The organism is Desulfovibrio cuneatus DSM 11391 (assembly GCF_000430005.1).
Classification (GTDB): Bacteria; Desulfobacterota; Desulfovibrionia; order Desulfovibrionales; family Desulfovibrionaceae; genus Frigididesulfovibrio; species Frigididesulfovibrio cuneatus.
The window spans coordinates 1-23,199 of the sequence record NZ_AUCY01000010.1 but is presented as its reverse complement, the minus strand read 5'-3'; the positions used below and the strand labels follow the sequence as shown (position 1 = coordinate 23,199).

The window sequence follows — 23,199 nt, the reverse complement described above, 5'->3', positions numbered from 1 at the left end:
TTATTCGCCGGAAAACTTTTTGTGCCAACGGGCAATATGCTCTTCCCGCGTGGGAATGTGCTCTGGGGCAATGTAGTCGTGCACAGGCAAAATGCGGGTGCCTTCAAGGGAAAGCAAGCAGGAAGCCCAGGCCAGCCCGGCCCCAAAGCCGCACAGCAGTACCTTACTTCTGTCTGTTCCCAGGCCCGTGGGGGAAAAGTGTTCGCACATCAGCGTAGGCACGGAAGAAGAACCAAGGTTGCCGTATTTGGTCAGGGTCTCGTAGGGAACTTTCTCCAGGGGCAGGCCAGTTTTTTTGGCAATGGCCTCAATAATAACCCGGTTTGCCTGGTGCAGCAGCAGCTTGTTCACCTGCTCCTGCCCGGTTTGGGTCAGTTCCAGGTGGCGCATAATGTGCGGGGGAATAACCGACACCCCGAAGGAATAAATGGCCATGCCATCCATCCATATTTGCCCGTAGCCCCCCAGTGTCCAGGGGTTGCCTTTGGGGTCGGCTACTTTCTGGTTATATACGTCTGCCGGGGTTTCGTCTGCCCGCTGGGGAATGCGGCTGCCCCCGCCGGGAATAACCAGCGCTTCATGCTTGCTGCCATTGCTGCCCAGCAAAAAGCTCATGGGCCCGGCAGATTCGTCGTACGTAATAAGGGCGGCTGTGCCTGCGTCGCCAAACACGGGGGAGGTAACGCGGTTGGCAGGGTCAAGGAAGCGGTTGGGGGTGTCGCCCACCAGTAGCAGCACCTTGGAACAGGCGCGGGAAGCCACAAGGCCGGATGCCACCCAAAAGCCTTTTACCCACCCGGCACAGCCCACGTTCATGTCCATGGTGGCGCATTCATGGGAAAGACCAAGGATGTGCTGCTGTATGGCAGCAGAGGCAGGCAACAGGTAGTCCGGGCTGTGGCTGACAAAAATAAGCGCCCCAATTTCACTTTTGTCCACACCCGTTTCTGCCAGCAGGCGCTGGGCAGCCTGCACGCACAGGTCGGAAGCTGTAACGCCTGGCAGGGCCTTGCGGCGTATGTTCAGGCCGCTTAGCGTGGCAAGGCGCTGGGCCTTTTCCAGGCTGCCTTCGTAATATTGCAGCTCGTCGGCAAGGGCCACGCTTTCGGCAGGAACCACGGCGCTAACGGCTGCCAGCGAAACATTGGTGAATTGTGAAAAGGCCATGCAGGCACCTCTTGCATTGTGCAGACAGGGTGATTGTTGTGGATTTTGCCAGACGGCCCCATGAATGGTAAGGGGAGTTCCCGCAGGAAGGGGCGCGTTGAGGGATGAAATATATACTATTATAAGATATTTTACAAATACTTCATGGAAATGACAAGGGAGGATTATGCATTGCCGTGGCAGCGGGGAGGGCAGCCCCGCGTGCGCAGCCGGAAACGGCAGAGTAGCGGAGGGGGAAAGGATAACGGAACAGGCCAGGCTCTTGGGGTAGAGGCTGGCCTGTGGTGGGTTAGGGAGGAGCTTGAAAAATGGTGCGGGAAAAATATTTCTGCGACCGTTAGTCGCAAAAAAGTCGCAAAACAAAAAACGACTTACAAGGTTTTTCCTTGTAAGTCGTTCAATTTGCTGGAGCGGGAAACGAGATTTGAACTCGCGACCTTCAGCTTGGGAAGCTGACACTCTACCGCTGAGTTATTCCCGCAGTGAATGTGCATGGATGTTTTTAGTGGAGCGGGAGACGGGATTTGAACCCGCGACTTCAACCTTGGCAAGGTTGCACTCTACCACTGAGTTACTCCCGCTTACTGGAGGCGGCACCCAGATTTGAACTGGGGGTAAAGGCTTTGCAGGCCTCTGCCTTACCACTTGGCCATGCCGCCAAAAACACGATGCGCTTGTGCACAGGTACGCTTTATGTTAGGCGTCTGGCTTGTTTCATTGGAGCGGGAGACGGGATTTGAACCCGCGACTTCAACCTTGGCAAGGTTGCACTCTACCACTGAGTTACTCCCGCCCAACGAGAGAGAGGTTTAATTCACACACCGCTGTTTTGTCAAGCAGGAATTTTCACTTTTTTTGTAAAAACTGTAATTTCATTGTGATTTTAATCATCTTTATTGTAGAAGAAGGTTTTTTACTTTTTTTGCTTTACAACTATGCGCTTCGCGAATACATTGTGTTGCTTGAATTATAGGGGAGCATGCGACTGCACAAGGAGTTACGTTATGGAACAAAAGGATTTGGAACATTTTCGGGCCCTTTTGAATCAAATGCTTGAAGAAGCTCTTAAACAAGGGGAACTGACCCTTGAAGACATGACGGACAACAATGAAATCTGCGCTGACCCCGCAGATAGGGCGACCGTTGAGTCTGACCGCGCGTTCACATTACGAATTCGCGACAGAGAGCGCAAGCTGATTAAAAAGATCCGTGCAGCATTACAAAGACTTGATGACGGAGTTTTTGGAATCTGTGATGAGTGTGGTGATGATATTGGGGTTCCTCGGTTGGATGCCCGCCCGGTAACAAAGCTTTGCATTAATTGCAAAAGCAAACAAGAAGCAGACGAACACTTACGGGGCGATTAACCGCCTTTCCATTGCCAGGTTTGGCTTTCCGTTTCAGGTCAGCGCCTGCCGCAACCAATACGGCCCTTTCATTAGGGCCGTTTTTTGTTTACTTTGTGGAAACGCTCATTTATTCCGTTTGGCGACTTTCTTCCGCTTGGGCTGCGTTGAGATGAACAGCCAGCAAAGCTGTCTGTTCCCTCCGCCCTCGCTCCACGGCTCGCTACGCTCGCGACTGCCGTCGGCTTTAGGGAGGCAGTCGAGGACGGAAGAGTCCACTCCTGCTTCTTAAAATGCTCATGCCTTGCCAAACGAAAAAACTGAGCGTTTCCAATGTGCCATGGTCCAGTTATTCTGTTTGGCGGCGCTTCCGCATGGTATGGCGTGTAAAAAATTATGGCTTAAGGGGAAAACAGTGGACGCTCACAGCTTTCGCGTGTTGTGTACAGATCTGGTGCCTTTTCTGGAAGGGGCCAGGGTTATGAAGGTGTATGGCCCCTTGCCGCACACCATAGTGCTGCTTTTGCAAATGGGGCCGCGCAAGGTACGGCTGGTGTGCAGCACGCACACGGCGCACCCGGCTTTTTTTGTTACCCATGTGGCCCTGCCCAACCCGCAAACCCCGCGGGCCGATGTGATGTGCCTGCGTAAATACATTGGGGGCAAGCGCCTTGGGCGCGGGGTGGCGCATTTTGCATCCCGGCGGTTGGCAGTGCCTGTGCTGGGGGCAGCAGCGCAGGTGGTGGAAGGCACCAAGGCCCGCACGGCTGCCAAGGGGGCAACCCCTGGTGCAGGTGACTATGCAGCGCCCGTTGCCCTAGCCGCTATATTACCCACAGGAGCTGATGCAGGAGCAGAGCGCCCCTTGTGGCTGGTGCTGGACCTGCGCGAAGGCATTAGCCTTGCCCCGGCCTTGCCAGAGGGCATGGCAGAGCCACCCCTGTGGCCCCCGGCAGAGGTGGTGGCAGGCCTGTGCGAGCTGCCCCACAATTCACAGAAGCGGCGAGACGGGCCGGAAGACAGCGGCCCGTGGCAGCAGTATTCCCTGCTGACGCCACTGTTGCGGGAAACTCTGGCTGCCCTGGAATGCCCGGAAGCCCAGGCCCTGATGATTGACCTGGAAGCAGAAGGCGACGCCCTGTTTTATTATGGTAAAGGTGGCCTTGTACCGCAATTGTATTCTGCCTGGCCCTTGCCCCCGGCCGTGGCTGCCCGGCGCAAGCTGGAAGAAATGCCTGCGCCTTTTCTGGCTGCTGCCCTGTTTCAGTCGCAGCATTCCCCCCATGAAGTTGATGATGTCCAAGACACTTTCGGTGCAGACGAGGCAAGCCAAGACGATTCCCATGGGGCCGAGGAAGGCAAGCGCCCCTGGTTGTGGCGGCTGGCAGAAGAGGGGGGCCTTGTGCCGTGCCCCATGTTGAGCCTTGCCAGTGCAGTGGAAGAGCAGGCCTTTTTGGCGGCAATAGAACAGCGGCAAGAACGCCAGCAGGCAGAGCCGGGAAAGAAGCAGGCCAAAAAAGAGGCGCGCCTGCGTACCCGGCTGGAAGAAGAACGCACCCGGCTGGAAGGGCTTTTGGCCCTGCGGGAAACTGCCAAGTGTTTGCAGGAGCATTTGTGGCGCTTTGGGGCAGAAGAAAAGCAGGCGGTTGTGGTGTTGCCCATGGTGCAAGAAGAATGTATGGAAGAGCGCACCATTGCCCTTAACCCGCTACTGACAGTGCGGGAAAACATGGCCCACATGTTCCGGCAGTCTGCCCGTGGGGCGCGGGGGCTGGCGTTTTTGGAGGCCCGCCTGCGCGGCGAGGCAGTGGCTATGGGGCCGGGGCCGGGAAAGAAGGGGGCAACCCCTGCGGCAAAGGGTGCTTTTGGGCCAGGCAATGCTTTGCAGCAAGCAACAAAAATGGCAGGGCAGGATGCTGGCAAGGCCATGCGGCCCACAGCCCATGGCCTGCGTGATGCCTTGCAGGAAAAGCACGTGGCCTGCTTTGTTTCCAGTGACGGCTACGCTATTTTGCGGGGAAAAAATGCACAGGGCAACCAGCGGTTGCTCAAACTCGGGCAACCATATGACTACTGGCTGCATAGCCAGGGCGGGCCAAGCGCCCACGCCATTATCCGGCGCAAACATAGCGGCGAGGAACTGCCGGAAACCACCCTGCAAGAAGCGGCAGTGCTGGTGGGGCTGAAAAGCTGGCAAAGCGAAGACGCCAAGGCTGATATTATGGTGGCGGAACTGCGGCATGTGCGTTCCCCCAAAGGCTCTGCCACCGGCGCTGTGCATGTGGACAAAACCCTGCGCAGTATGGTGGTGGCCCTGGATGCAACACTGGAGGCAACGCTTGCCGCGTTATTAGATGACTAGGGATTATTGTATATCTGAATTTATTGCATTTTACTTGGGGAGGCTCTGCCTCCCCAAGCCCCATCGTTCTTCGCTTGGGCTTCGTGGAGATGTGCGGGTCAGCAAAGCTGCCCGCACCCTCCGCCCTCGCTCCACGGCTCGCTATGCTCGCGACTGCCGTCAGCTTTAGGGGCATGATGCCCTTGGATCCCCCCATCAGCGTTCAGTTTTTCGCTACGCGAAAAGCTGAACGCAAATGGGGGTCAAGGGGCGTCACGTCCCTTGCAGGGGGCTGGGGGACAGCGTCCCCCAATTCAAGTCAATTAAATTCATTCTGCAATACTCGTTAACTACAACTTGCCTTCGTCGCCTGCCATACGGGCTAATTCCTCTTCTACCTGCTGCGGGGTGGCAAGGCGGTGGCAGGTGGTAAAGGTTTCATTGCCGCGCACCGTTTTGCTAATAACAAAATGGCGTTGTGCCCGTTTAGCAAGCTGGGGCCAGTGGGTAATAAGAATCATCTGGCGGGAGGCGGCCAGGGTTTCCAGGGCTTCTGCCACCCGGTTCAGGGTTATGCCGCCCACGCCTGCGTCCACTTCGTCAAAAATCAGGGTGGGGGTTTCCCTGCCTGTTTTGCTCATGAGGGAAACAAAGGCCAGCAAAAAGCGGGAAAGTTCCCCGCCAGAGGCAATGCGCTCCAGAGGTTGTTCAGCCTGCCCAGGGTTGGGCTGCCATAACAGGCGGGCCCGCATTTCCACGCAGTCTTCGCGCTGGGGGTGCAAGGGGTGGGGGGTGAAGGCAAAACGCACCCGCACGTGTTCGGAAAAACCAAGCTGGCGCAGTTCCCGTTGCAGCTTTTCTGCAAGCTCCCCTGCGGCAGCTTCCCGTGCCTTGTTCAGGCGAAGGAGCAGGGCGGCAAGGGCGTCGCACTGGGCCTCTTCTTCTTTTTCCAGATTTTTCCGGTCAATGCCGCAGGAGTCCAGAAAGGAGAGATTGTCTTCAATTTCCTTGCTCAGGTGCAAAATGGCATCCAGGGGGCGCTTTAATTTGCGCTTGAGCTGGGCCAGGGCGTACAGGCGCGACTCGATTTGCTCGTTGTCCAGCACCGGGGCACTGTGGCGGGCTGCGGTGCTCAGGCGGTTTTCCACTTCTTTCAGGCTTTCCGTCACTTCAATAAGGGTGCCGGGCAGGTCGGCATAGTCTTCCAGGTGCTTGCCCAGGGCCGTGGCGGCGCGTTCCAGGCCCGCCATGTAGTGCAGCATACCGGGGCCGTCGCTACCGCCGCGCAGGGCTTCCAGCCCTTGCATGGCGCTGTCGCGTATGCCAGACTGGTTGCGCAGGGTGTCGCGCTGGCGTTCCAACTCTTCCTCTTCCCCTGCCTTTGGGGCTACCTTGGCTATTTCTGCGGCCTGAAATTCCAGAATATCGCGCTTGTCTTCCAGGGCTTTCATCTGGGCTTCCAGGGCTTTTCGTCTAGCCTGGCACTCGGTAAGGGCGGCCAGCAGGCGGTCTTTTTCTTCCGGCAGGGTGGGGTCTTCCAGAAAGTCGTCCAGCATACGGGCCTGAAAAGCAGGTTGTAGCAGTTTTTGCTGGCCGTGCTGGCTGGTGTGGACAATAAGCGAAGGCTTCAGTTCCCCTACGGTATCTTGCGAGGCTAAACGGTCGTTACAGTAAAAACGGCTGCGGCCCGTTTCTGCTGCCAGTTCGCGGCGTAAAATATACTGTTCATCATTAACGTGAAAAAGGCCTTCCACTACGGCTTTTTCTTTGCCGGGGCGCACGTTTTCCGTGGTCATTTTTTCCCCGGTAACAAAGTTCAGCGCTTTCAGGATAAAGCTTTTGCCTGCGCCCGTTTCCCCCGTGAGCACGTTCATGCCCTGGGTAAACTCCATTTCCATGTCTTCAATCAGCGCAAGGTCGTGTATACGTAGTAGCTCAAGCATGATTCTTTATCCTTCATATTCCCGTAGCGGGAAATGTGAACAATTCTGTCATAATATCGTATTTGGGAAACGCTGAGTTTTTTCGTTTGGCAAGGCACAAGTGGTTTTTGAGGCGGGTGCTGACAATTCCGCAGGAAAGCGGAATTGGGAACTGCCCGCAGGGCGGGAGCCGAAGGCTGAGGCCCAGGACGGGCCGAGTCAACTCTTCGGTCTTGCCCCGCTTCAAAAAACACGAGTACCGTAGCCAAACGGAATAAATCAGTGTTTCCCTAGCGTTGGGTGCGCGGGTCGAGAAACTCACGTAAATTTTCCCCCAGCAGATAGTAGCCTAGCACGGTGAGTAAAATGGCAAAGCCAGGGAAAAAGGAAAGCCACCACGCAAATTCCAGCGACTCTTTGCCTTCCAGTAAAATATTGCCCCAGCTTGGCAGGGGGTGCTGCACCCCAATACCCAGAAAGGAAAGGGATGATTCCGTAAGAATGGCCCCGGCAATGCCCAATGTAGCCGAAACCATAACCGGGCCAAGAGCGTTGGGAAGAATATGACGAAACAGAATGCGCATGGTGGAAGCCCCGGCAAGGCGCGCCGCACTAATGAATTCCCTCTCCCGCAGGCTCATGGCTTCCGCCCGCACAAGGCGGGCAACGCCCATCCAGGAAGTCAGGCCAATAATGACCATAATGTTCAGGAGGTTGGCGTCTAAAAATGCAATAACCGCCAGAATCAGGAAAAAGGAGGGGAAGCACAGCATAATGTCCACAAAACGCATGATGCATTCATCCACAAGGCCACGAAAATACCCGGCGCACAGGCCAAGGGTGGCCCCAATGCTGGCGGAAATACCCACAGAAACAAAGCCCACCCATAAGGAAACACGCGCCCCGTAAAGCATACGGCTCAGCACGTCGCGGCCATAGCCGTCTGTACCAAGCCAGTGCAGGAAGCTGGGGGCATTGTACATGGCGTCCAGGTTTTGGGCCAGGGGGTCGTAAGGGGCAAGCCACGGGGCCAGCAGGGCCGCAATGGTCACGGTGCCCACCAGAAATCCCCCCAGCAGGAGCAGTTCACGCCCTTTTAGCCAGTACAGTATACGTTGCATGGGTTAGGCCCCCTTCCGGGTATGCACCCGAATGCGCGGGTCCGCAAGGCTGTAGCACAGGTCGGCAAGGGTGTTGCCCATAAGGGTGAGCACAGCGCCCAGCACAAGGTTGCCCATAATCAGGGGGTAGTCGCGGGCCATAACGGCCCCGTAAAATAATTGGCCCATGCCCGGTAGGGAAAATATGGATTCAATAATAACACTACCGCCAATAAGCCCCGGCACGGAAAGCCCCAGCAAGGTGATGACGGGCAGCAGCGCGTTGCGCAGGGCATGGCGAAACAGCACAACCCGCTCCGGCAGGCCTTTGGCCCTTGCGGTGACAATAAAATCTTGGCGCAGTACTTCCAACATGGAAGCGCGCATAAACCGCGACATGCCCGCAAGGCTGCCAAACACAATAATAAACAGGGGCATGGCCAAATGCTTGGCCACATTCAGGGCCTGGCCCCAGGGGCTGAGTGTGGCAAATTCCAGCGAGGTCACCCCGGAAAGAGGGAGCCAATGCAAGGTGATGGAAAAATAAGACATAAGCAGCAGGGCCATCCAGAACCCCGGCATGGCAAAGCCCACAAACACCAGCACGGTGGTGAGGTTGTCGAACCAGCCGCCCTTGCGCCATGCCGCCACCACCCCAAGGGGAATGGCAATGACCAGGGTAAGCACAAGGCCTGCCACGTTCATCCAAATGGTCAGGGGCATGCGTTCTGCAATTTTTTCCAGTACAGGGCGGGCGTCGCTGCCCATGGAGTTGCCAAAATCCAGTTGCACCAGGCGCAGTAGCCATTCCCAGTATTGTTGCAGCAGGGGTTTGTCCAGCCCGTAGAAGGCTTCAAGGCGCTTACGTGCGTCTGCATCCGCCAGGGGGTTCATGGTGGTTTGCAGGTCGGTGGGGGAACCGGGGGCAAGGTGAATAACCATGAAGCTGATGAGGGTGATGCCCATGAAAACAATAAGCATCCATGCAACTTTTTTGGCAATAACCTCATAAGGAGATGGGGGCGCTGGGGAGTGCTTCATGGGTTTTTCAGGGATGTTATGCAGGCTGGTGGTTAGGGCAATGAATTGATATGACCCATTTTATTTGGGGAGGCTCTGCCTCCCCAAACCCCCTCCGCCAAGGGCATGATGCCCTTGGAACCCTCATCAGCATTTACTTTCCCGCCTTGCGGGTAAGTAAATGTAAATGGGGGTCAAGGGGCGTCACGCCCCTTGCAGGGGGTATGGGGGACAGCGTCCCCTAATAACACTGAGCGTTTTCTATGCGCGGCTCGTCCATTCGCGGAGATTACTGACTTCTTCCTGCCATGCGGGGCCAAAGCGCTTTTCCAGAAAGTGCTTGTACATAGCGTCCAGCAATTCCAGGCATGACTCGATGAGGTACATTTTTTCCAGAATAAGGGCGTCGCTGTCGTCGTCGCTTTCGCGTTCAATTTTGGGGGGCTTCAGGCCGCTAATGCCAAAGTCGGCGGCTTTCAGGGAAACCTGCCAAACATCGGGGTCGCGTTCCAGGCGTAGCAGGGCGCGGGTTACTTTTTTGCCCCTGCTAATGCCCATGCGGGCTTCACGCAGTTCAGAATCAATGCCGGAAACGCTGGCAGTTTCCATAGATTCGCCGGTGCCGCCTTGCACCACAATGCGCTGTTCCATGCTCACGGTAAAGGGGCGGCCTGATTTGTCGTTAAAAATGGTGCCTGTGGCACTTGCGTACCACAACCATGTTAAAAATTCCTGGCCAAGGACAAGGTCTGTGGATTCACCAAGGTAGGGAGTATCGTTCATGGGGGTTACGCAAATTGGGTGGGTTCAAGGGTGTCAAGCTTCGCCGCGTCGCCAAGAATGGTAAGGGCGAGGTCATAGGGGGTAATGGGTTCCATATGCAAATTAAAGGAACGAATGAAAAGTTCCTGAAACATATCAATCATTTTCTGCTGGGTAGAGGCAAAGTACAGCATGTTGGTGCCAGTGTTCCAAATAACCTGAAATTCAGCAGGAATAGGCAGAAAGCGCATGCGCAGCTTCAGTTCCACCTGTTCTTTCAACTCTTTTTTGCGCTCGCGGGAAACAAATTTTTTCCCCATTTCACGCATCAGGGCTTCTTCTTTTTTCAGGGCCAGGGCCAGGTGTTTTTTGGTTACTGCCGGGGGCACGCGCCGGGTGTCCAGCCGCATGGAAAAGGTAACGTACTCACCCTTTTCAACGGGGGCAAGGCCAAAGGTCGTGTCCAGCATATCTTCAAAGCTTACCCAGCCGTAAGAACGCTGTTCGGGAATTTCATCAATGTCCTGAAAGGCGAATTGCCGGAGCTTGTCTGGCAGTTCTGGCCACAGGCTTGGGGGAACGGGGTCGGTAATGCGAAAGCGGGTAAAGCTTGTGCTGCTGTTTAAAAATGACATGGTGGCCTTCTGGTTGCACTGTAATAAGAAAACGCACAGGGGCAGGTGCGGGGCTCTTGGCGTTTAGGGAAGCACTCATTAACGAGCATTTTGGAAACGCGCCGTTATTTCGCTTGGCAAGGTCGGGGACACAGGCCCTGTGCTCGAGCTTTTTTTGCGGCAGGAGTGACAATTCCGCAGGAAAGCGGAATTGGGAACCGCCCGCAGGTCGGGAGCCGAAGGCCGAGGCCCAGGAGGGGCCGAGTCAACTCTTCCATCCTCGACTGTTTCAAAAAACCTTAAAGCCGACGGCAGTCGCGAGCCTAGCGAGCCGTGGAATGAGGGCGGAGGGTGCGAGTGGCTTTGCCACCTTGCACATATCCACGAAGCCCGAGTGGAAAAAAGCTGCCAAACGCAATAAATCAGCGTTTCCTTAGGTTCTATAAGAACGGCAGGTATACCGCTGTGTTGCCTGTATAGGCCATTTTACGGAAAACTGCAAATACCCCGGCGGCGCTAGCCTGTGGCCTGGGCCGGGGGGCAGGGTGGTTGTTCCTTCGGCCTTGTGCGCGAGGTAGTAGAGAAAACCATTGCCAGTTTGCTTCCTAGTGGCTATAGTAATAAGGATATTACGCGGGCGCATGGTGCGCCCATGAACTTTTTTTGGAGGATTCATGTTCTGGACTACTGCTGCATATGCCATGGGTACAAGTGGGCAGGCTGCCCAGGGTGGAGAAGGGGCTCTGGCCAGTTTTATTCCCCTTATTTTAATGTTTGCTGTGTTTTACTTCCTGCTTATCCGGCCACAGCAAAAACGCGCTAAAGAACACAAGCAACTGCTTTCCCAATTAAAGCGTGGCGACAAGGTTATTACCGCTGGCGGTATTTTTGGTACGGTTGTGGAAGTGCAAGACGACAAGCTGGTGCTTGACCTTGGCGAAACCAAAATTACCGTGGGCCGTTCTTTTGTTTCCGGCTTTGCCACCCCGCCTGCTGCACCTGCAAAAGGCAAAGGGAAAGAAGCTGGCAAGGATTCGGCTGAAAACAAAAAATAATCTGCATCCGGCGTTTTTTTCTCTGTTCGCAGGGCGCTTTCCCCCCATGGGCATAACCACACATGTGGTGGGCCTTGGGGGGAATTGCCGGGAAAAGAGCGCGGGCAGCTTTTTTTTGTTTGTTCGGTCCACTTTTTTCCGGGAAGGTTCCGGTGTTTGTGGTAGGCCCACCGGGCACGCCGCCGCAATGCGGCATGGCCTGTGGGGTTGCCACCCTTGCATGCAGGGCTTATCCCCCCGTTTCTCCGCACGTGTTCCCCCTGTGCTGCTTGCAGTGCTCCTTATAACGGGCATTGGGCAAAGGGTTGGAAGGCGCTGCGGTGTATGTTTTTCAGTGCAGGAGCATTCATGAAACAAGGTATTTTATGGCGCGTAGCCATTGTGCTGCTGGTGTTGTGTGCCAGTGCGTATGTTATGCTGCCAGACATGTTGTCTGTTCCCCGCCTTAAAGAGGGAGAGCAGCCCCAGGGGCTGGCAAGATTTTTGCCAAACACCCGCGTGAACCTGGGGCTGGACCTTTTGGGAGGCATTCACCTGACTCTTGGCGTGGACATGGAAAAAGCCATTGAAGCCAACCTTTCCCAGGTGGGGCAAGAACTTTTGGCAGAAGCCAGCCGTAAGGGCTTGCTTATTACTGCGCCGCAACTGGCAGGTGAGCGTCTGGAATTTGTGCTCACTGTGCCTGGCAAGCAGGAGGAATTTGAAGAGCTCCTGAAGCAGAAATTTCATTCCCTGGCCTTTGAAGTTCCCAAAACCCTGGCCAATGGGCGGCTGCGCTACAGCCTTGCCCTGACAGAACTGGAGCGCCAGCGCTTTACAGATTCCACCCTGGACCAGGCTCTTTCCACCATTCGTAACCGTATTGACCAGTTTGGCGTTGCCGAGCCAGACGTGCGCAAGCAGCAGGATGGCCGCATTGTAGTGCAGTTGCCCGGAATGGATGATTCCAACCGAGCCATTGGTATTATAGGCAAAACTGCCCACCTGGAATTTCGGCTTGTGGTGGACCCTGCCACAACCAAAGGCCCCACAGAGCAGTTGCCCTATGTGGGTAGCCGCGGGGATGAAGCAAAGGGTGCCCCCCGCTTTATTACGGTGGAAAAAGAAGTGTCGCTTACAGGCGACCACATTGAAAATGCTGTGGTGGGCAGTGCCCAGTATGGCGACTATGAAGTGGCCATTTCTTTTGACAGGCGCGGCAGTGAGCTGTTTGGCCGCCTGACAGAAGCCAACTTGCAGCGCAACCTTGCTATTGTGCTGGACGGCAAAGTGCATTCGGCCCCGGTTATTCAGGCAAAACTTACCGACAATGCCAGCATAACAGGTAACTTTACTCTGGAAGAAGCCACCGACCTTGCCCTGGTGCTGCGTGCAGGTTCTTTGCCTGCACCGGTAAAAGTGCTTGAAGAACGCAGTGTTGGGCCTTCCCTTGGGCAGGAGTCCATTACCCAGGGCGTAACTGCTGCCCTGGTGGGCGGTGCCATTGTTATGCTGTTCATGATGGTCTACTACGGCTTTTCCGGCGTTATTGCCAATTTTATGCTCCTTTTTGACGTGCTGCTTATTCTTGCAGGCATGGCTTTGTTTGGGGCAACGCTTACCTTGCCGGGTATTGCGGGCATTGTGCTGACCATTGGTATGGCGGTGGATGCCAACGTGCTTGTTTTTGAACGCATACGTGAAGAAATGCGCCGCATGAGCCCGCTGGAAGCCATTGAAGCGGGTTTTTCCCGGGCAACTCTTGCCATTGTTGACTCCAACCTCACCACCATCATTGCGGCCGTTATTCTGTACCAGTTTGGCACAGGGCCCATTCGGGGTTTTGCTGTTACCCTTACCCTTGGTATAATCGCTTCCATGTTCACGGCCATTTTTGTTTCCAGGGTCATTTTCACGATTTGGATGCGTAAGCCGGGGCGTAAGCTAAGCATTTAAGGAAACGCTGATTTATTCCGTTTGGCTGCGTTGCTTCACTTTTTTTGAAACAGTCGAGGACAGAAGAGTTGACTCGGCCCCTCCTGGGCCTCGGCCTTCGGCTCCCGACCTGCGGGCGGTTCCCAATTCCGCTTTCCTGCGGAATTGTCACTCCTGCTTCAAAAAAAGCTCGTGCCTTGCCAAACGAAAAACTGAGCGTTTCCCAAAAGCTGTTGAATCAGTGGTTCATAGCGTTTGGCAATGCTGCCTTCTTTTGGGAATGTAGCGCAAAAAGTTGCCATGCAAGGAGAAAACAATGGGTCTTTATTTAATAAAAAACGACTTGAATATTGATTTTGTGGGCAAGCGGAAAATAGCCTACGTACTTTCCGTGCTTATTATTGCCGCGGGCATACTCACCATGGTACTTACGGGTGGCCCCAAGTACGGCATTGACTTTGCCGGTGGGGCGACTGCCCAAGTGCGATTTGCTGAACCTGTTTCCGATGAAGTGCTGAAAACCTCCCTTAACGGGGCAGGGCTGCCAGGGCTTGTAATACAGCGCTTTGGCGATGATTCACGCACGTATTTGTTACGTATTTCCGTGGGGGAAGAAAGCTCCAGCGGGGTAACAGAAAGTATTGCCGGTGCGTTGCGCCAGCATATGGCGGGCAAAGAATTTGAAATTCAGCGGGTGGAAATGGTTGGCCCCAAGGTGGGGGCTGATTTACGTTCCAAAGCCCTGGAAGCCATGTTTTATGCCACGCTAATTACGGCCATTTATATTTCCGGGCGGTTTGAATACCGCTGGATGAGCGCCACCATTATGGCGGCAGTGCTAGGCGGCGGCATGTTTGCCCTGGGTGCTTTTGGTGTAAACAAGGTGCTTTTGGTGTTTTTGGCCCTTGGCTGTACTGTGGTGCTATGCTGGCGGCTGAAGCTGGTGTTTGCTTTGGGGGCGGTAGTTTCCATTGTGCACGACGTGCTCATAACCGTGGGTGTTTTTGCCATGCTTGGCAAAGAGTTTGACCTGACCATTATTGCCGCTCTTTTGACTATTGTGGGCTATTCCCTGAACGACACAATTATTGTGTACGACCGCATACGGGAAAATTTGCGTAACAATGAAGATCAGCCCCTTTCCGTGGTTATTAACCAGAGTATTAACCAAACCCTTTCCCGAACCATTCTCACTTCCGGCACGACGCTTATGGTTATTTCTGCGTTGCTGCTGTTTGGTGGGGGGATTATTTTCGACTTCTCTTTGGTCATGTTTATTGGTGTGCTGGTGGGAACAGCGTCTTCCATGTTTGTGGCAAGCCCTATTTTGCTTGCCATGGGTGACGACGTAGTGAGCCACGCCCACATTGGTGTTGACGAACGCCCGCGCGATACAGATGGCAGGGTTGCCGGACAAGTGTAGGAAACGCTGATTTTGACCTTCTTCCGCTCCTGAAACGGGGTACATGCTCCGGTGGGCGGGGCCGCCTACGCCTCGTCTTGTCGCTCTACGGCTCGCTACGCTCTCGACTGCCGTCGGCTTTAGGGAAATTGGGGAGAAAAGATGGCCCGGCATAGCAAAAAAAGCTTGTGCCTTGCCAAACGAAAAACTGAGCGTTTCCTAAAGGCAATTCTTCAGTAGTAACGGAATGGTTTATTCAAGTGTTCCTCAGGCAATTAATTCCAGGGCTAAACAACAAAAGCGGCATGTGTTCATGCCGCTTTTGTTGTTTAGTGCGTTGTGAGATGGGCTCTGTTGAAAAGAGGGCGTTATTGTTCTGCCGAAGCGGTTGTCAGGGGCGCTCTGTGCATGGCAGCATGCCTTCTGTAGCGGCGGTAAAGCCACGTGCCCAGGGCTGAAGAAATGAGAAATAGAACGATGGAAAGACCTGTTTGCCAGGTGGATTCCAGTTGAATGCCGCTGCCCAGCAGGACAAAAATAATAGTTTGCGGTAAATAGCCCACTGCGGAACCGGCAATAAAGCTTGCGGCAGGCACGTGGCTGACGCCTGCGGCCATGCTGGTAAGGGCATTGTTGCCAATGGGCATGAGGCGAATGCACAAGGCCATGAGGAATGGCTTATATTGCAAAAAGGGTTCAATGCGCTTTAAGGCTGCATGGACTTTATGGGGCAGGTTGCCTTGGCCCACAAGGCGGGCGGTGTAAAAGCCAAGGGTGCACCCAAGGGTAAGGCCAAGAAGTGCCCAGCCAAGGCCGTAGCCAATGCCAAAGGCAAAGCCCCCGGCAAAGGCCAGCAGTTGGCGGGGTATGCCCAGGGCAGAAAATACGGCAGTAAGCCCCACAAACAGGGCTATGCCTTTTGCCCCTTGGGTGACAATGTGGGTATGCAGCCAGGTGGCTTCCAGCATTTCATCCAGGTCAAGTAGCCGGGCCAGCACGGCAATGGTAATAAGAACCACAAATACAACAATATTCTTATGCATGGGAAGCCCTGAGGAAATGGTTTGCCGCCCAGGCCAGTGTGCGTGGCTGGGCAGCAGGGAAGAATAGTATGTTATAGTACAACAAAAAGTATATGCCTATTTTTTGTCCCGAATGGAATAGCGGAAGGAGCGGCTTTGCATCCAACGCACAGCAAACAGGTCGTACAGGGCGCTGAAGGCCCTGTCCCAAATGCCATATTTGGAAACGCCGTGCTTGCGCTGGCGGTGGTTTACTGGCAGTTCAGCCACAGTGGCACCGCGCAGCTTCATAAGGGTGGGTAAAAAGCGGTGCATGCCTGTGAACATGGGAAGCTCCCTGGCCATGCTGGCCCGCAGCACTTTTAAAGAGCAGCCCGTGTCGCGCACTGTTTCGCGGGAAAGGCGGTTGCGCACGGCGTTGGCAAAGCGTGAGGCCAGTTTTTTTTGCACGGTATCCTGCCGGTTTTTGCGCCAGCCAATGACCATGTCATACCCTTTGTCATAGCAGTCAAGCATGGCGGGAATGTCCGCAGGGTCGTTTTGCAGGTCTGCATCCAGGGTAATCAGCACGGCGCCTTCAGCTTCCTTGAAGCCTGCGGCAAATGCGGCAGACTGCCCACAGTTAGCGGCAAAGGCAAGGTAGCGCACGTGTGGGTTTTCTGCCGCCAATTGCTTGATGGTTTCCAGGCTGTTGTCTGTGCTGCCATCGTCCACATAAAGCACCTGCCAGAAGCGGGGCTGGGTTTGCATGGCTGTTTCAATTTCCTGGGTGAGCAGGGGCAGGTTTTCCTGTTCGTTGTAAACGGGAACAATCAGCGTCACAGTGGGTGCGGAAAACGTTTGTTTCATGGCGGAGTACATTGCGTTTTGCTGTTGGAGGAAAAGTCGTTCCGAATGAACACTGGCGTGAGGTGTTTAAGGCTTTTGGGGAAGAGCATCCCCCATGGTCTTTACTCGTAATTTATGCATGGCAGTAACCGGGAATGGCAACCCTGCTTCTTTGGGGCTCATGGTTTGTGCCGTTGAGCGGCGCACTTGCTGGCGTTTGGCTGTTCGTGTTTATAGCGCATAGGGAAGTGGTTCACAAGGGCACTGGGCACATAAACGCTGCTTGAGAATGGTCTATAGCGGACATGTGGTGTGCTATTGGCAAGGGCCAGTTGCCCTTTGGCGTGCGGCAGTTTTACCTTGTTACATGGCAGGTATTGATACAAAGAGGCACGGAGGCAACGTAGCGGCAGGTACATTCTGTGAGTGCTGCATGCATTGTCCAGGGCATGTGAAGAAGGGGTGTTGCAGCAAGGGGAGCACATGCTATTTCACAGGGCGGCAATGGAGTTGGCATTTTTCGGGGTTGTGTGACTTGCGTAAATATCCTGCAAAAAAGACTAGGCGAATATGGCCTAAATGAGTATATTACGCCTTGCCTTGGTGCCTGAGGCATATAAACCCATGATGCAATAACAGTAAATGCCGCATGGCTTACCACAAGGGTATGATTGTATACACCTTTTACGTGTAATACTGCACGAAAAATGCCCTTTATGGGCGCAGTATTCAAATAAACCACAGCCTGAATGGAAACAGGAGATTGCATGAGTTTGGCATCGCATTACAATGCATTTGAACAGCGCTTTCGTGAACATATTTATAAATATGCAGATATTTTGTTTCTTCTTATTGTGAGCGTAGCTGCCATTGTTGTGCGGCAAAAATTGGTGAGTTTTGAATCAGGCGACTACCTCAACTGCCTTTTGCCTTGGTATACCAAAATTTCCAATGAAGGGTTTGCGGTGTTTCAAAGCCGCTTTTCCGACTATACCATGCCTTACCTGTACCTCATGTACTTCTTTACCAAGCTGCATGTTGCGCCCCTGTATGCCATTAAAATAATTTCCTGCATTTCAGACTTTTTGCTGGCTGCCTTTACAGGCCGCACAGTGTATACAGCCACTGGCAACAAAATGCGGGGCCAAATGGCCTATGCCGTAACACTTTGCCTGCCAACGGTGCTGCTTAACGGCGCAGCCTGGGGCCAGTGCGATTCACTGCTTACCCTGTTTATTGTTGTGGCCCTGTATTACATGCTCAAAGCCTCTTATGTGCGGGCTATGCTGGCCTATTCTGTTGCCCTGTGCTTTAAGCTGCAAGGCATTTTTGTGTTGCCCGTGTTTATGGCTTTTGCCTTGGTGGGGCCCATTCCACTATGGACCCTTTTTCTGCCAGTTATTTGTTACATGCTGTTTTACCTTCCCATAGTGCTTTTTGCCGGGGCACCTGTCAGCTCCTTGTTTTTAAAAGCACTGCTGGCACAGTCCAAAACATTCAAGCACCTCACTATGAGTGCCCCCACACTGTGGTCGTTTATTCATGATGTAAGCCAACCTCTTAAAAAAGGTGCCCAGTGGGCAGGCCTTACCTTTGTATTTACGGGGTGTTTCGCCTTTTTTAAAATGCGGCCTTCCGTAAAGCATGTGCTGCTTTCCATGGCATTTTTTGCCACTGCGGTGCCTTTTTTCCTGCCCAGAATGCACGAACGCTATTTCTTTATTGCTGATATACTAACCCTTATTTATGCGTTTTATGAGCCAAAGCGCTTTTATGTGCCTGCCCTGGTTGTACTCGCTTCTCTCACTTCCTATATGCCATTTTTATTCGAAGTCAGTGTTATTCCGCTTCAGGTTGGGGCTGCTGCCATTGGTGTAGCTGTGGCCGTATTAGGGGCAGATTTGTACCATAGCCTTACGGCAACAACCACGCCAAAAACAGAACAATGTTAAGGAGCACAGCCATGAATGACACCACTATAAATCAGCTTTCATTGCTCAGCTTCATCTTTCCTGTATACAATGAAGAAGATACCCTGCCCCACCTTAGGGCAGCGCTGGAAGCATGGTTGCCTGCGCTGGGGGAAACGGCTGTTGAGATTGTCCTTGTGAATGATGGTTCCGCCGACAACTCGCTGGCTTACCTACAGCAGTGGGCCAAGGCAGACCAACGCATAAAGGTGGTGTCCTTCAGCCGTAATTTTGGTCACCAGGCTGCTGTGGCAGCCGGTTTGCGCTATGCCAAGGGCGACGCTGTGGTTATTATGGACGCAGACCTGCAAGACCCGCTGGATGTTGTGCTGGAAATGGTACAGCGCTACAAGGAAGGCTATGATATTGCCTATGGTAAGCGAACCCAGCGCGAAGGGGAAACGCCCTTCAAGCTTGCTTCTGCCTGGCTGTTCTACCGCATTATGCGCTGGAGCATTGCCATTGATATGCCCGCCGACACTGGCGACTTCCGGCTGGTTTCCCGCCGCTGTGTAGACGCTGTAAATGCCATGCCGGAACGCCAGCTTTTTCTGCGGGGCCTGTTTGCCTGGAGTGGGTTTAAGCAGGTGGCAGTGTCGTATTCACGCAATGCTCGCCAGTATGGAGAAACCAAATATCCGTTGAGTAAAATGCTGGCTTTTGCATGGCGCGGCATAACTTCTTTTTCCGTCATGCCTATGCGTATGGTGAGCGTGCTTGGCGTTGTAAGTGCCATGGGCGGTTTTTTTGCAGCCCTTTGGGCGTTTGGAAGCCTGCTTCTTGGGCACGCTGTGCAAGGCTGGACTTCCCTTATGTGCCTGCAAGCCTTCCTTGGGGGCATTATTCTGCTTTCTCTTGGTATTATTGGCGAATATATTGGCAAAATTTATGAGGAAGTGAAAGCCAGGCCACTGTATATTGTGGAACAATGCATAAACTGTAGCCTTGAAAAAACATTGCCGTAGCGCCAGTTCTTTGCGCCTATAGACGTTTGTTTTTGCCAGAACAGCCACAGCACGTAAACCCGTTTTGGGGTGGTGCTGTGGCTGTTTCTGTTCTGAGCGCTTTTACGTGCTTGGGTGTTATGCATCAGGAATGGGGGGGATGCCCACAGGGAGGTAACCCTAGCGGTATATTTACCGTTCCCGGTCTGTTGTAGGCTCATTGGGCACAAGGAATTTCTTGGGGTTGTTGCTTGCTGCAAACGCCGCTTCCCCCCCCGGGGCCAATGTAAACGGGCCATAAAAATAGGATGAAAGAACGTCACGTTGCTCCCATTCACCCTGTTGCAGAAAAAGCACCGCGCCTTGCATCTCTTTATTCGTGCCGAGTTGTTCCATAAAATCTTGTGATGGCACCCGCTTGTTTACAGCCTGCATAAGGTGAGCAAGTAAAACGCCTTCTTGCACCACACCAAACGTCACCACCAGAGTAAGCAGGGCAAAACAGACGCGGGCATGATCCTTCAGGCAGGTAAGTGCGCAATGCAAGGCGTAGCCAATGCCAAGGGCGAAAAAGGGGAAGGCAGGGTATGAGTACCAGCGCAACTTGGACTGGGAAAGGCTGAAAAAGAAAATGGGCATTATGGCGGCAACGACCAGGCAAATAAGCAATTTTTCTTTGTCGGTTATGGTGCTTTTCCAGCATGCAATCACATCGCTTTTTTTATGCAGAAAGAGCAGGGCAAGGTATGCCAGCCCTGTTGCCGCAAGCCAGGGCCAAAATGCCTTAAGCACTTGCGCCACATAATAGAGCGGTGGTTGCCCGTGCCCCTCCACTGCCGTAAGTGAGCGGTTCAAAACATCCACCTTAATCATGGTAATAAAAAACAAGAAGCCGTCATACTGGTAGCGCAGCAGGCCCCACACAACCACAGGTAGTGCGCCCACAAGGCAGGCCCGCAGGAAGAGCATTACGGACTGCTTGGAACATCCCCATTGCAGAAAGAAGATGATGACGATGGTGGGTATAAGGGGAATTATATGGAAACTTTTGGTAAGAAAGGCCATTCCTGCCAGGAAGGCAGCCACATAACTGGCCACGGGTTTGCGCCAATGGTACAGCAGCACCACAACAGAGGCAAAATACAAAAGCCCGAAAAAAGCGTCTGCATCACCTGTTCTTGCATTATGCTTTAAAAAAAACTGTTCAACGCTTAATAAGGTTGCGCAGGCCAGTCTTGCCGTTCTCAGTCCTCCAATTTTATTGCTAAACATAAAGAGGATGCCGAAAAGTACGATGGTGCTTACTGCAGAAAAAAAACGTAAGCCAAAGGGGGTAAAGCCAAACAGGGAAAAGCCTGCAAGCATGGGGTAAAAAGCAAACGGCGGCTTCAAATTCCAGTAGTCAAAGTCCCCCATATAGGTATTCACCACAAAGTTGCCGCTTTGCAGCATTTCGTAAGCGCTTACGCCGTGCCTTGCTTCATCCCAGCTACTAATTGGTTTTGTGCCGAGTAAAAAAAAGACATTGAACAAGAGTGTTCCTGCAATAAGTGCACCCCACAGGTAGGGCGAGGAATATAAAGAATATAATTTCTGCTTAATCACAAACGCTCCCGGTAAACACAACTCAACCACGCAAAGTTATTGTAACATTGTCTGGTGTATTTAAAAATGGCCTTGCTTGTGCAGTGCGCCTTCTGTGCAAGGCAATGCTTGGCAGAGAATAAAAAGATAGCCCGACACTTACCTGGCAATCATATGAGAATGACCAATGCAATGTATAAAATGCTACACATGCCCATTCTGTGTGTCAAGTTAGTACCTCCTCTTTACAAACCTGAAATACGATTTATTGTTTTTCCATTGGGTATGTTGTGTGCATACCTTTTGCATGTAAACAGGAGTGTACTTATGCATAAGCGGTTATTTTCACGGGTAAGCACTTTGCTTGCCTTGTGTGTGGTTTTTGCTGCCAGCAGTGCTGTTGCAGCCCCCATGGCGGACTTTCGCGACCTTGTTAAAGCCGCAGGACCAGCCGTGGTGAACATTAACACCGAGCGCACCGAAAAAATGCGCCAGCGACCCATGTTGCCCCCCGGCTTTGATATGTTCCGGAACCAGCCTGGGTTTGAAGAATTTTTTGACAACTTTGGTGGCCAGCCCGAGCGCAGCCAGAAACGCGCTTCCCTTGGTTCCGGTTTTGTTATTTCAGCCGACGGCTACATTGTGACCAATAACCACGTGGTGGAAGGGGCAGACGTCATTCGCGTTACCTTTAGTGATAAAGAACGCCAGAAAGATGAAGAGGGCTTTAAGGCCGAGGTGGTGGGAACAGACCCGGAAACCGATCTGGCCCTGCTGAAAATTACAGCAGAGAATTTGCCCTTCCTTAAATTTGGCGATTCCGACGCCCTGGAAGTGGGTGAATGGTTGCTGGCCATTGGCAACCCTTTGGGTTTGGACCGAACCGTCACTGCGGGTATTCTTTCCGCAAAAAGCCGGAACATTCACTCCGGCAGCTATGACGACTTTTTGCAAACGGATGCTTCCATTAACCCTGGTAACAGTGGCGGCCCCTTGCTAAACATGAATGGCGAAGTGATTGGCGTGAACACCGCTATTGCCCGCCAGGCGCAAGGCATTGGCTTTGCCATTCCTTCCAGCATGGCCCAAAAGATTATTGGTGACCTGAAAGATAACAAGCGCGTGAGCCGTGGCTGGATTGGTGTAACCATTCAGAAGGTAAACGCAGCCACAGCCAAGGCCCTTGGCCTGCCAGATTCCAAAGGTGCCCTTGTGGGTGACGTGATGGCAGGCGACCCTGCGGACAAGGCTGGTATCAAGTCTGGTGACGTGGTGCTTGCCCTCAACGGGCAACCCATTGATGATAATGAACACCTGCTGCGCAAAGTGGCCCTGCTTGCCCCCGGCAAAGAAGCCGTATTTACGGTATGGCGTGACGGGAAAAAACTGGAAAAAACAGTACAGGTGAAAGAGCGCAAAGGTACTGGCGTTGTAGGCAATGAAAATGGGAGCGGCACAGGCCTTGGCCTGATGGTGCGCCCCCTGGAAGAAGGCGAGGCTGCCAAACTGAAGGTGGTTGGTGCCAAGGGCCTTGTGGTGACAGATGTGGCACAAGACAGTGTAGGTGCCACCTTGGGTATGCGTCCTGGTGACGTGGTGGTTTCAGTAAACCGCACCTCTGTTGCCACCGTGGCAGAGTTTGACGCCCTTGTGGCGGCGGCTGAGAAAAGCAATGGTGCTGTGCTGTTGCACATTGCCCGTGAAGGGCGGTTGTTCTTTGCGGCTGTGGACCTTGGGAAGAAAAAGTAACTTGCTCTTCTGAATCATAAAGACTGTGGGCAAAGGCTTTGGCCTTTGCCCACTTTTTCTTTTTTGGTGGAGCTTTTTGATGCACTTGTAGCGCTGTTGATGAGGTCGGGCATGGTACGTTGGTAAAACTACCCTTTTTCACGCATGCTGCGTTGCGGGGCAATTTTCCAGCGGGGCAGTATTTATATACAGCCCCTTGCAAAATCGCCCCGCGCCTTGCCTGCGCAAAAAATTGTATCTTTTCACCAACGCCATGCCCGAACGGCACATCCGGTTGGTGTTGCCTTGCCTTGCGGCAAGCCAACACGCTGCGCGGAGGCTAAGGTGGCTGCGCCCGCCGTATGTATGACCCTTCCCTAAAGCCGACGGCAGTCGCGAGCGTAGCGAGCCGTGGAGGGAGGGCGGAGGGTACGGGTAGCTTTGCTGCCCGTACATTTCTACGCAGCCCGAGCGGAGAAG

General features: G+C 53.5%; 17 protein-coding genes and 4 tRNA genes. 8 read left to right on the top strand and 13 right to left on the bottom strand.

The genetic code is table 11. The features are described from left to right. From G497_RS16045 to G497_RS0100990, 5 genes are all read right to left on the bottom strand, one after another. Window positions 1–1,167 (bottom strand): ketoacyl-ACP synthase III, encoded by a 1,167-nt coding sequence (locus G497_RS16045; protein ID WP_051257696.1) that lies wholly within the window; start codon window positions 1,165–1,167, stop codon window positions 1–3. A 406-nt stretch (window positions 1,168–1,573) separates the two neighbouring features. Beyond that, window positions 1,574–1,648, bottom strand: a tRNA-Gly gene (locus G497_RS0101005). Window positions 1,649–1,673: 25 nt separating this feature from the next. Further along, window positions 1,674–1,748 (bottom strand) — tRNA-Gly (locus tag G497_RS0101000). Window positions 1,749–1,752: 4 nt separating this feature from the next. Further along, a tRNA-Cys gene (locus G497_RS0100995) sits at window positions 1,753–1,826 on the bottom strand. 59 nt (window positions 1,827–1,885) lie between these two features. Next, window positions 1,886–1,960 (bottom strand) — tRNA-Gly (locus tag G497_RS0100990). 211 nt (window positions 1,961–2,171) lie between these two features. Between G497_RS0100990 and dksA the strand changes: the two genes are divergently transcribed. Then, entirely contained in the window at window positions 2,172–2,534 is a 363-nt protein-coding gene (dksA, locus tag G497_RS0100980; RefSeq protein ID WP_027186750.1) for an RNA polymerase-binding protein DksA, read from the top strand. Between the two features lie 394 nt (window positions 2,535–2,928). Next, window positions 2,929–4,875 carry an NFACT RNA binding domain-containing protein gene (locus G497_RS0100975; RefSeq protein WP_027186749.1) on the top strand — a complete coding sequence of 649 codons (1,947 nt, stop codon included), beginning with the start codon at window positions 2,929–2,931 and terminating at the stop codon, window positions 4,873–4,875. Window positions 4,876–5,204: 329 nt separating this feature from the next. Here the strand turns inward: G497_RS0100975 and G497_RS0100970 are convergent, their stop codons facing one another. The 5 genes from G497_RS0100970 to rdgC form a co-directional block, all read right to left on the bottom strand. Next, window positions 5,205–6,797, bottom strand: coding sequence for a DNA repair protein RecN (locus G497_RS0100970; protein ID WP_027186748.1), 1,593 nt, complete (start codon window positions 6,795–6,797; stop codon window positions 5,205–5,207). A gap of 269 nt (window positions 6,798–7,066) precedes the next feature. Next, a complete protein-coding gene (locus G497_RS0100965) occupies window positions 7,067–7,897 on the bottom strand; it encodes an ABC transporter permease (RefSeq protein WP_051257695.1) in 831 nt (276 codons plus the stop codon). Window positions 7,898–7,900: 3 nt separating this feature from the next. After that, window positions 7,901–8,917 (bottom strand): ABC transporter permease, encoded by a 1,017-nt coding sequence (locus G497_RS0100960; RefSeq protein ID WP_034636043.1) that lies wholly within the window; start codon window positions 8,915–8,917, stop codon window positions 7,901–7,903. A gap of 240 nt (window positions 8,918–9,157) precedes the next feature. Beyond that, complete coding sequence (locus G497_RS0100955) at window positions 9,158–9,679, bottom strand: hypothetical protein (RefSeq protein ID WP_027186745.1); 522 nt, start codon at window positions 9,677–9,679, stop codon at window positions 9,158–9,160. A 5-nt stretch (window positions 9,680–9,684) separates the two neighbouring features. After that, window positions 9,685–10,293, bottom strand: a complete 609-nt coding sequence (gene rdgC / locus G497_RS0100950) for a recombination-associated protein RdgC (protein WP_027186744.1) — start codon at window positions 10,291–10,293, stop codon at window positions 9,685–9,687. Window positions 10,294–10,946: 653 nt separating this feature from the next. On the opposite strand from rdgC, the gene yajC reads away from it, so the two are divergent. The 3 genes from yajC (at window position 10,947) to secF (ending at window position 14,664) form a co-directional block, all read left to right on the top strand. Then, window positions 10,947–11,327: a preprotein translocase subunit YajC gene (yajC, locus tag G497_RS0100940; RefSeq protein ID WP_027186742.1), complete on the top strand. Its 381-nt coding sequence runs from the start codon at window positions 10,947–10,949 to the stop codon at window positions 11,325–11,327. 348 nt (window positions 11,328–11,675) lie between these two features. Continuing rightward, the gene (gene secD / locus G497_RS0100930; protein ID WP_027186740.1) at window positions 11,676–13,262 is read left to right on the top strand and encodes a protein translocase subunit SecD; all 1,587 of its coding nucleotides are present in this window, start codon (window positions 11,676–11,678) and stop codon (window positions 13,260–13,262) included. A 295-nt stretch (window positions 13,263–13,557) separates the two neighbouring features. Continuing rightward, window positions 13,558–14,664, top strand: coding sequence for a protein translocase subunit SecF (secF, locus tag G497_RS0100925; RefSeq protein WP_027186739.1), 1,107 nt, complete (start codon window positions 13,558–13,560; stop codon window positions 14,662–14,664). 347 nt (window positions 14,665–15,011) lie between these two features. On the opposite strand, the gene G497_RS16040 is transcribed toward secF, so the two are convergent. Both G497_RS16040 and G497_RS0100915 read right to left on the bottom strand, forming a co-directional pair. Continuing rightward, complete coding sequence (locus G497_RS16040) at window positions 15,012–15,686, bottom strand: TVP38/TMEM64 family protein (protein WP_051257694.1); 675 nt, start codon at window positions 15,684–15,686, stop codon at window positions 15,012–15,014. 96 nt (window positions 15,687–15,782) lie between these two features. Then, window positions 15,783–16,514, bottom strand: a complete 732-nt coding sequence (locus G497_RS0100915; protein WP_027186738.1) for a glycosyltransferase family 2 protein — start codon at window positions 16,512–16,514, stop codon at window positions 15,783–15,785. Between the two features lie 746 nt (window positions 16,515–17,260). Here G497_RS0100915 and G497_RS0100910 point away from each other — a divergent pair. Both G497_RS0100910 and G497_RS0100905 read left to right on the top strand, forming a co-directional pair. Further along, on the top strand, window positions 17,261–18,445 hold the full coding sequence (locus G497_RS0100910) for a putative hexosyltransferase (RefSeq protein ID WP_027186737.1): 1,185 nt from the start codon (window positions 17,261–17,263) through the stop codon (window positions 18,443–18,445). A gap of 11 nt (window positions 18,446–18,456) precedes the next feature. Further along, complete coding sequence (locus G497_RS0100905; protein WP_027186736.1) at window positions 18,457–19,428, top strand: glycosyltransferase family 2 protein; 972 nt, start codon at window positions 18,457–18,459, stop codon at window positions 19,426–19,428. A gap of 171 nt (window positions 19,429–19,599) precedes the next feature. Here G497_RS0100905 and G497_RS0100900 read toward each other — a convergent pair whose 3' ends face one another. Beyond that, the gene (locus tag G497_RS0100900) at window positions 19,600–21,012 is read right to left on the bottom strand and encodes an ArnT family glycosyltransferase (protein WP_027186735.1); all 1,413 of its coding nucleotides are present in this window, start codon (window positions 21,010–21,012) and stop codon (window positions 19,600–19,602) included. Window positions 21,013–21,318: 306 nt separating this feature from the next. Here G497_RS0100900 and G497_RS0100895 point away from each other — a divergent pair, with 306 nt between their 5' ends. Further along, entirely contained in the window at window positions 21,319–22,740 is a 1,422-nt protein-coding gene (locus G497_RS0100895; RefSeq protein ID WP_027186734.1) for a DegQ family serine endoprotease, read from the top strand. Window positions 22,741–23,199: the final 459 nt, after the last annotated feature.

What these genes read in the sequence shown, in the direction of transcription:
- secD (WP_027186740.1), top strand. Translation starts at nt 11,676, where the DNA reads ATGAAACAAGGTATTTTATGGCGCGTAGCCATTGTGCTGCTGGTGTTG.
- G497_RS16040 (WP_051257694.1), bottom strand. Translation starts at nt 15,686, where the DNA reads ATGCATAAGAATATTGTTGTATTTGTGGTTCTTATTACCATTGCCGTG.
- G497_RS0100960 (WP_034636043.1), bottom strand. Translation starts at nt 8,917, where the DNA reads ATGAAGCACTCCCCAGCGCCCCCATCTCCTTATGAGGTTATTGCCAAA.
- G497_RS0100965 (WP_051257695.1), bottom strand. Translation starts at nt 7,897, where the DNA reads ATGCAACGTATACTGTACTGGCTAAAAGGGCGTGAACTGCTCCTGCTG.
- G497_RS0100895 (WP_027186734.1), top strand. Translation starts at nt 21,319, where the DNA reads ATGCATAAGCGGTTATTTTCACGGGTAAGCACTTTGCTTGCCTTGTGT.
- secF (WP_027186739.1), top strand. Translation starts at nt 13,558, where the DNA reads ATGGGTCTTTATTTAATAAAAAACGACTTGAATATTGATTTTGTGGGC.
- G497_RS0100970 (WP_027186748.1), bottom strand. Translation starts at nt 6,797, where the DNA reads ATGCTTGAGCTACTACGTATACACGACCTTGCGCTGATTGAAGACATG.
- G497_RS0100910 (WP_027186737.1), top strand. Translation starts at nt 17,261, where the DNA reads ATGAGTTTGGCATCGCATTACAATGCATTTGAACAGCGCTTTCGTGAA.
- yajC (WP_027186742.1), top strand. Translation starts at nt 10,947, where the DNA reads ATGTTCTGGACTACTGCTGCATATGCCATGGGTACAAGTGGGCAGGCT.
- G497_RS16045 (WP_051257696.1), bottom strand. Translation starts at nt 1,167, where the DNA reads ATGGCCTTTTCACAATTCACCAATGTTTCGCTGGCAGCCGTTAGCGCC.
- G497_RS0100905 (WP_027186736.1), top strand. Translation starts at nt 18,457, where the DNA reads ATGAATGACACCACTATAAATCAGCTTTCATTGCTCAGCTTCATCTTT.
- G497_RS0100915 (WP_027186738.1), bottom strand. Translation starts at nt 16,514, where the DNA reads ATGAAACAAACGTTTTCCGCACCCACTGTGACGCTGATTGTTCCCGTT.
- G497_RS0100955 (WP_027186745.1), bottom strand. Translation starts at nt 9,679, where the DNA reads ATGAACGATACTCCCTACCTTGGTGAATCCACAGACCTTGTCCTTGGC.
- dksA (WP_027186750.1), top strand. Translation starts at nt 2,172, where the DNA reads ATGGAACAAAAGGATTTGGAACATTTTCGGGCCCTTTTGAATCAAATG.
- rdgC (WP_027186744.1), bottom strand. Translation starts at nt 10,293, where the DNA reads ATGTCATTTTTAAACAGCAGCACAAGCTTTACCCGCTTTCGCATTACC.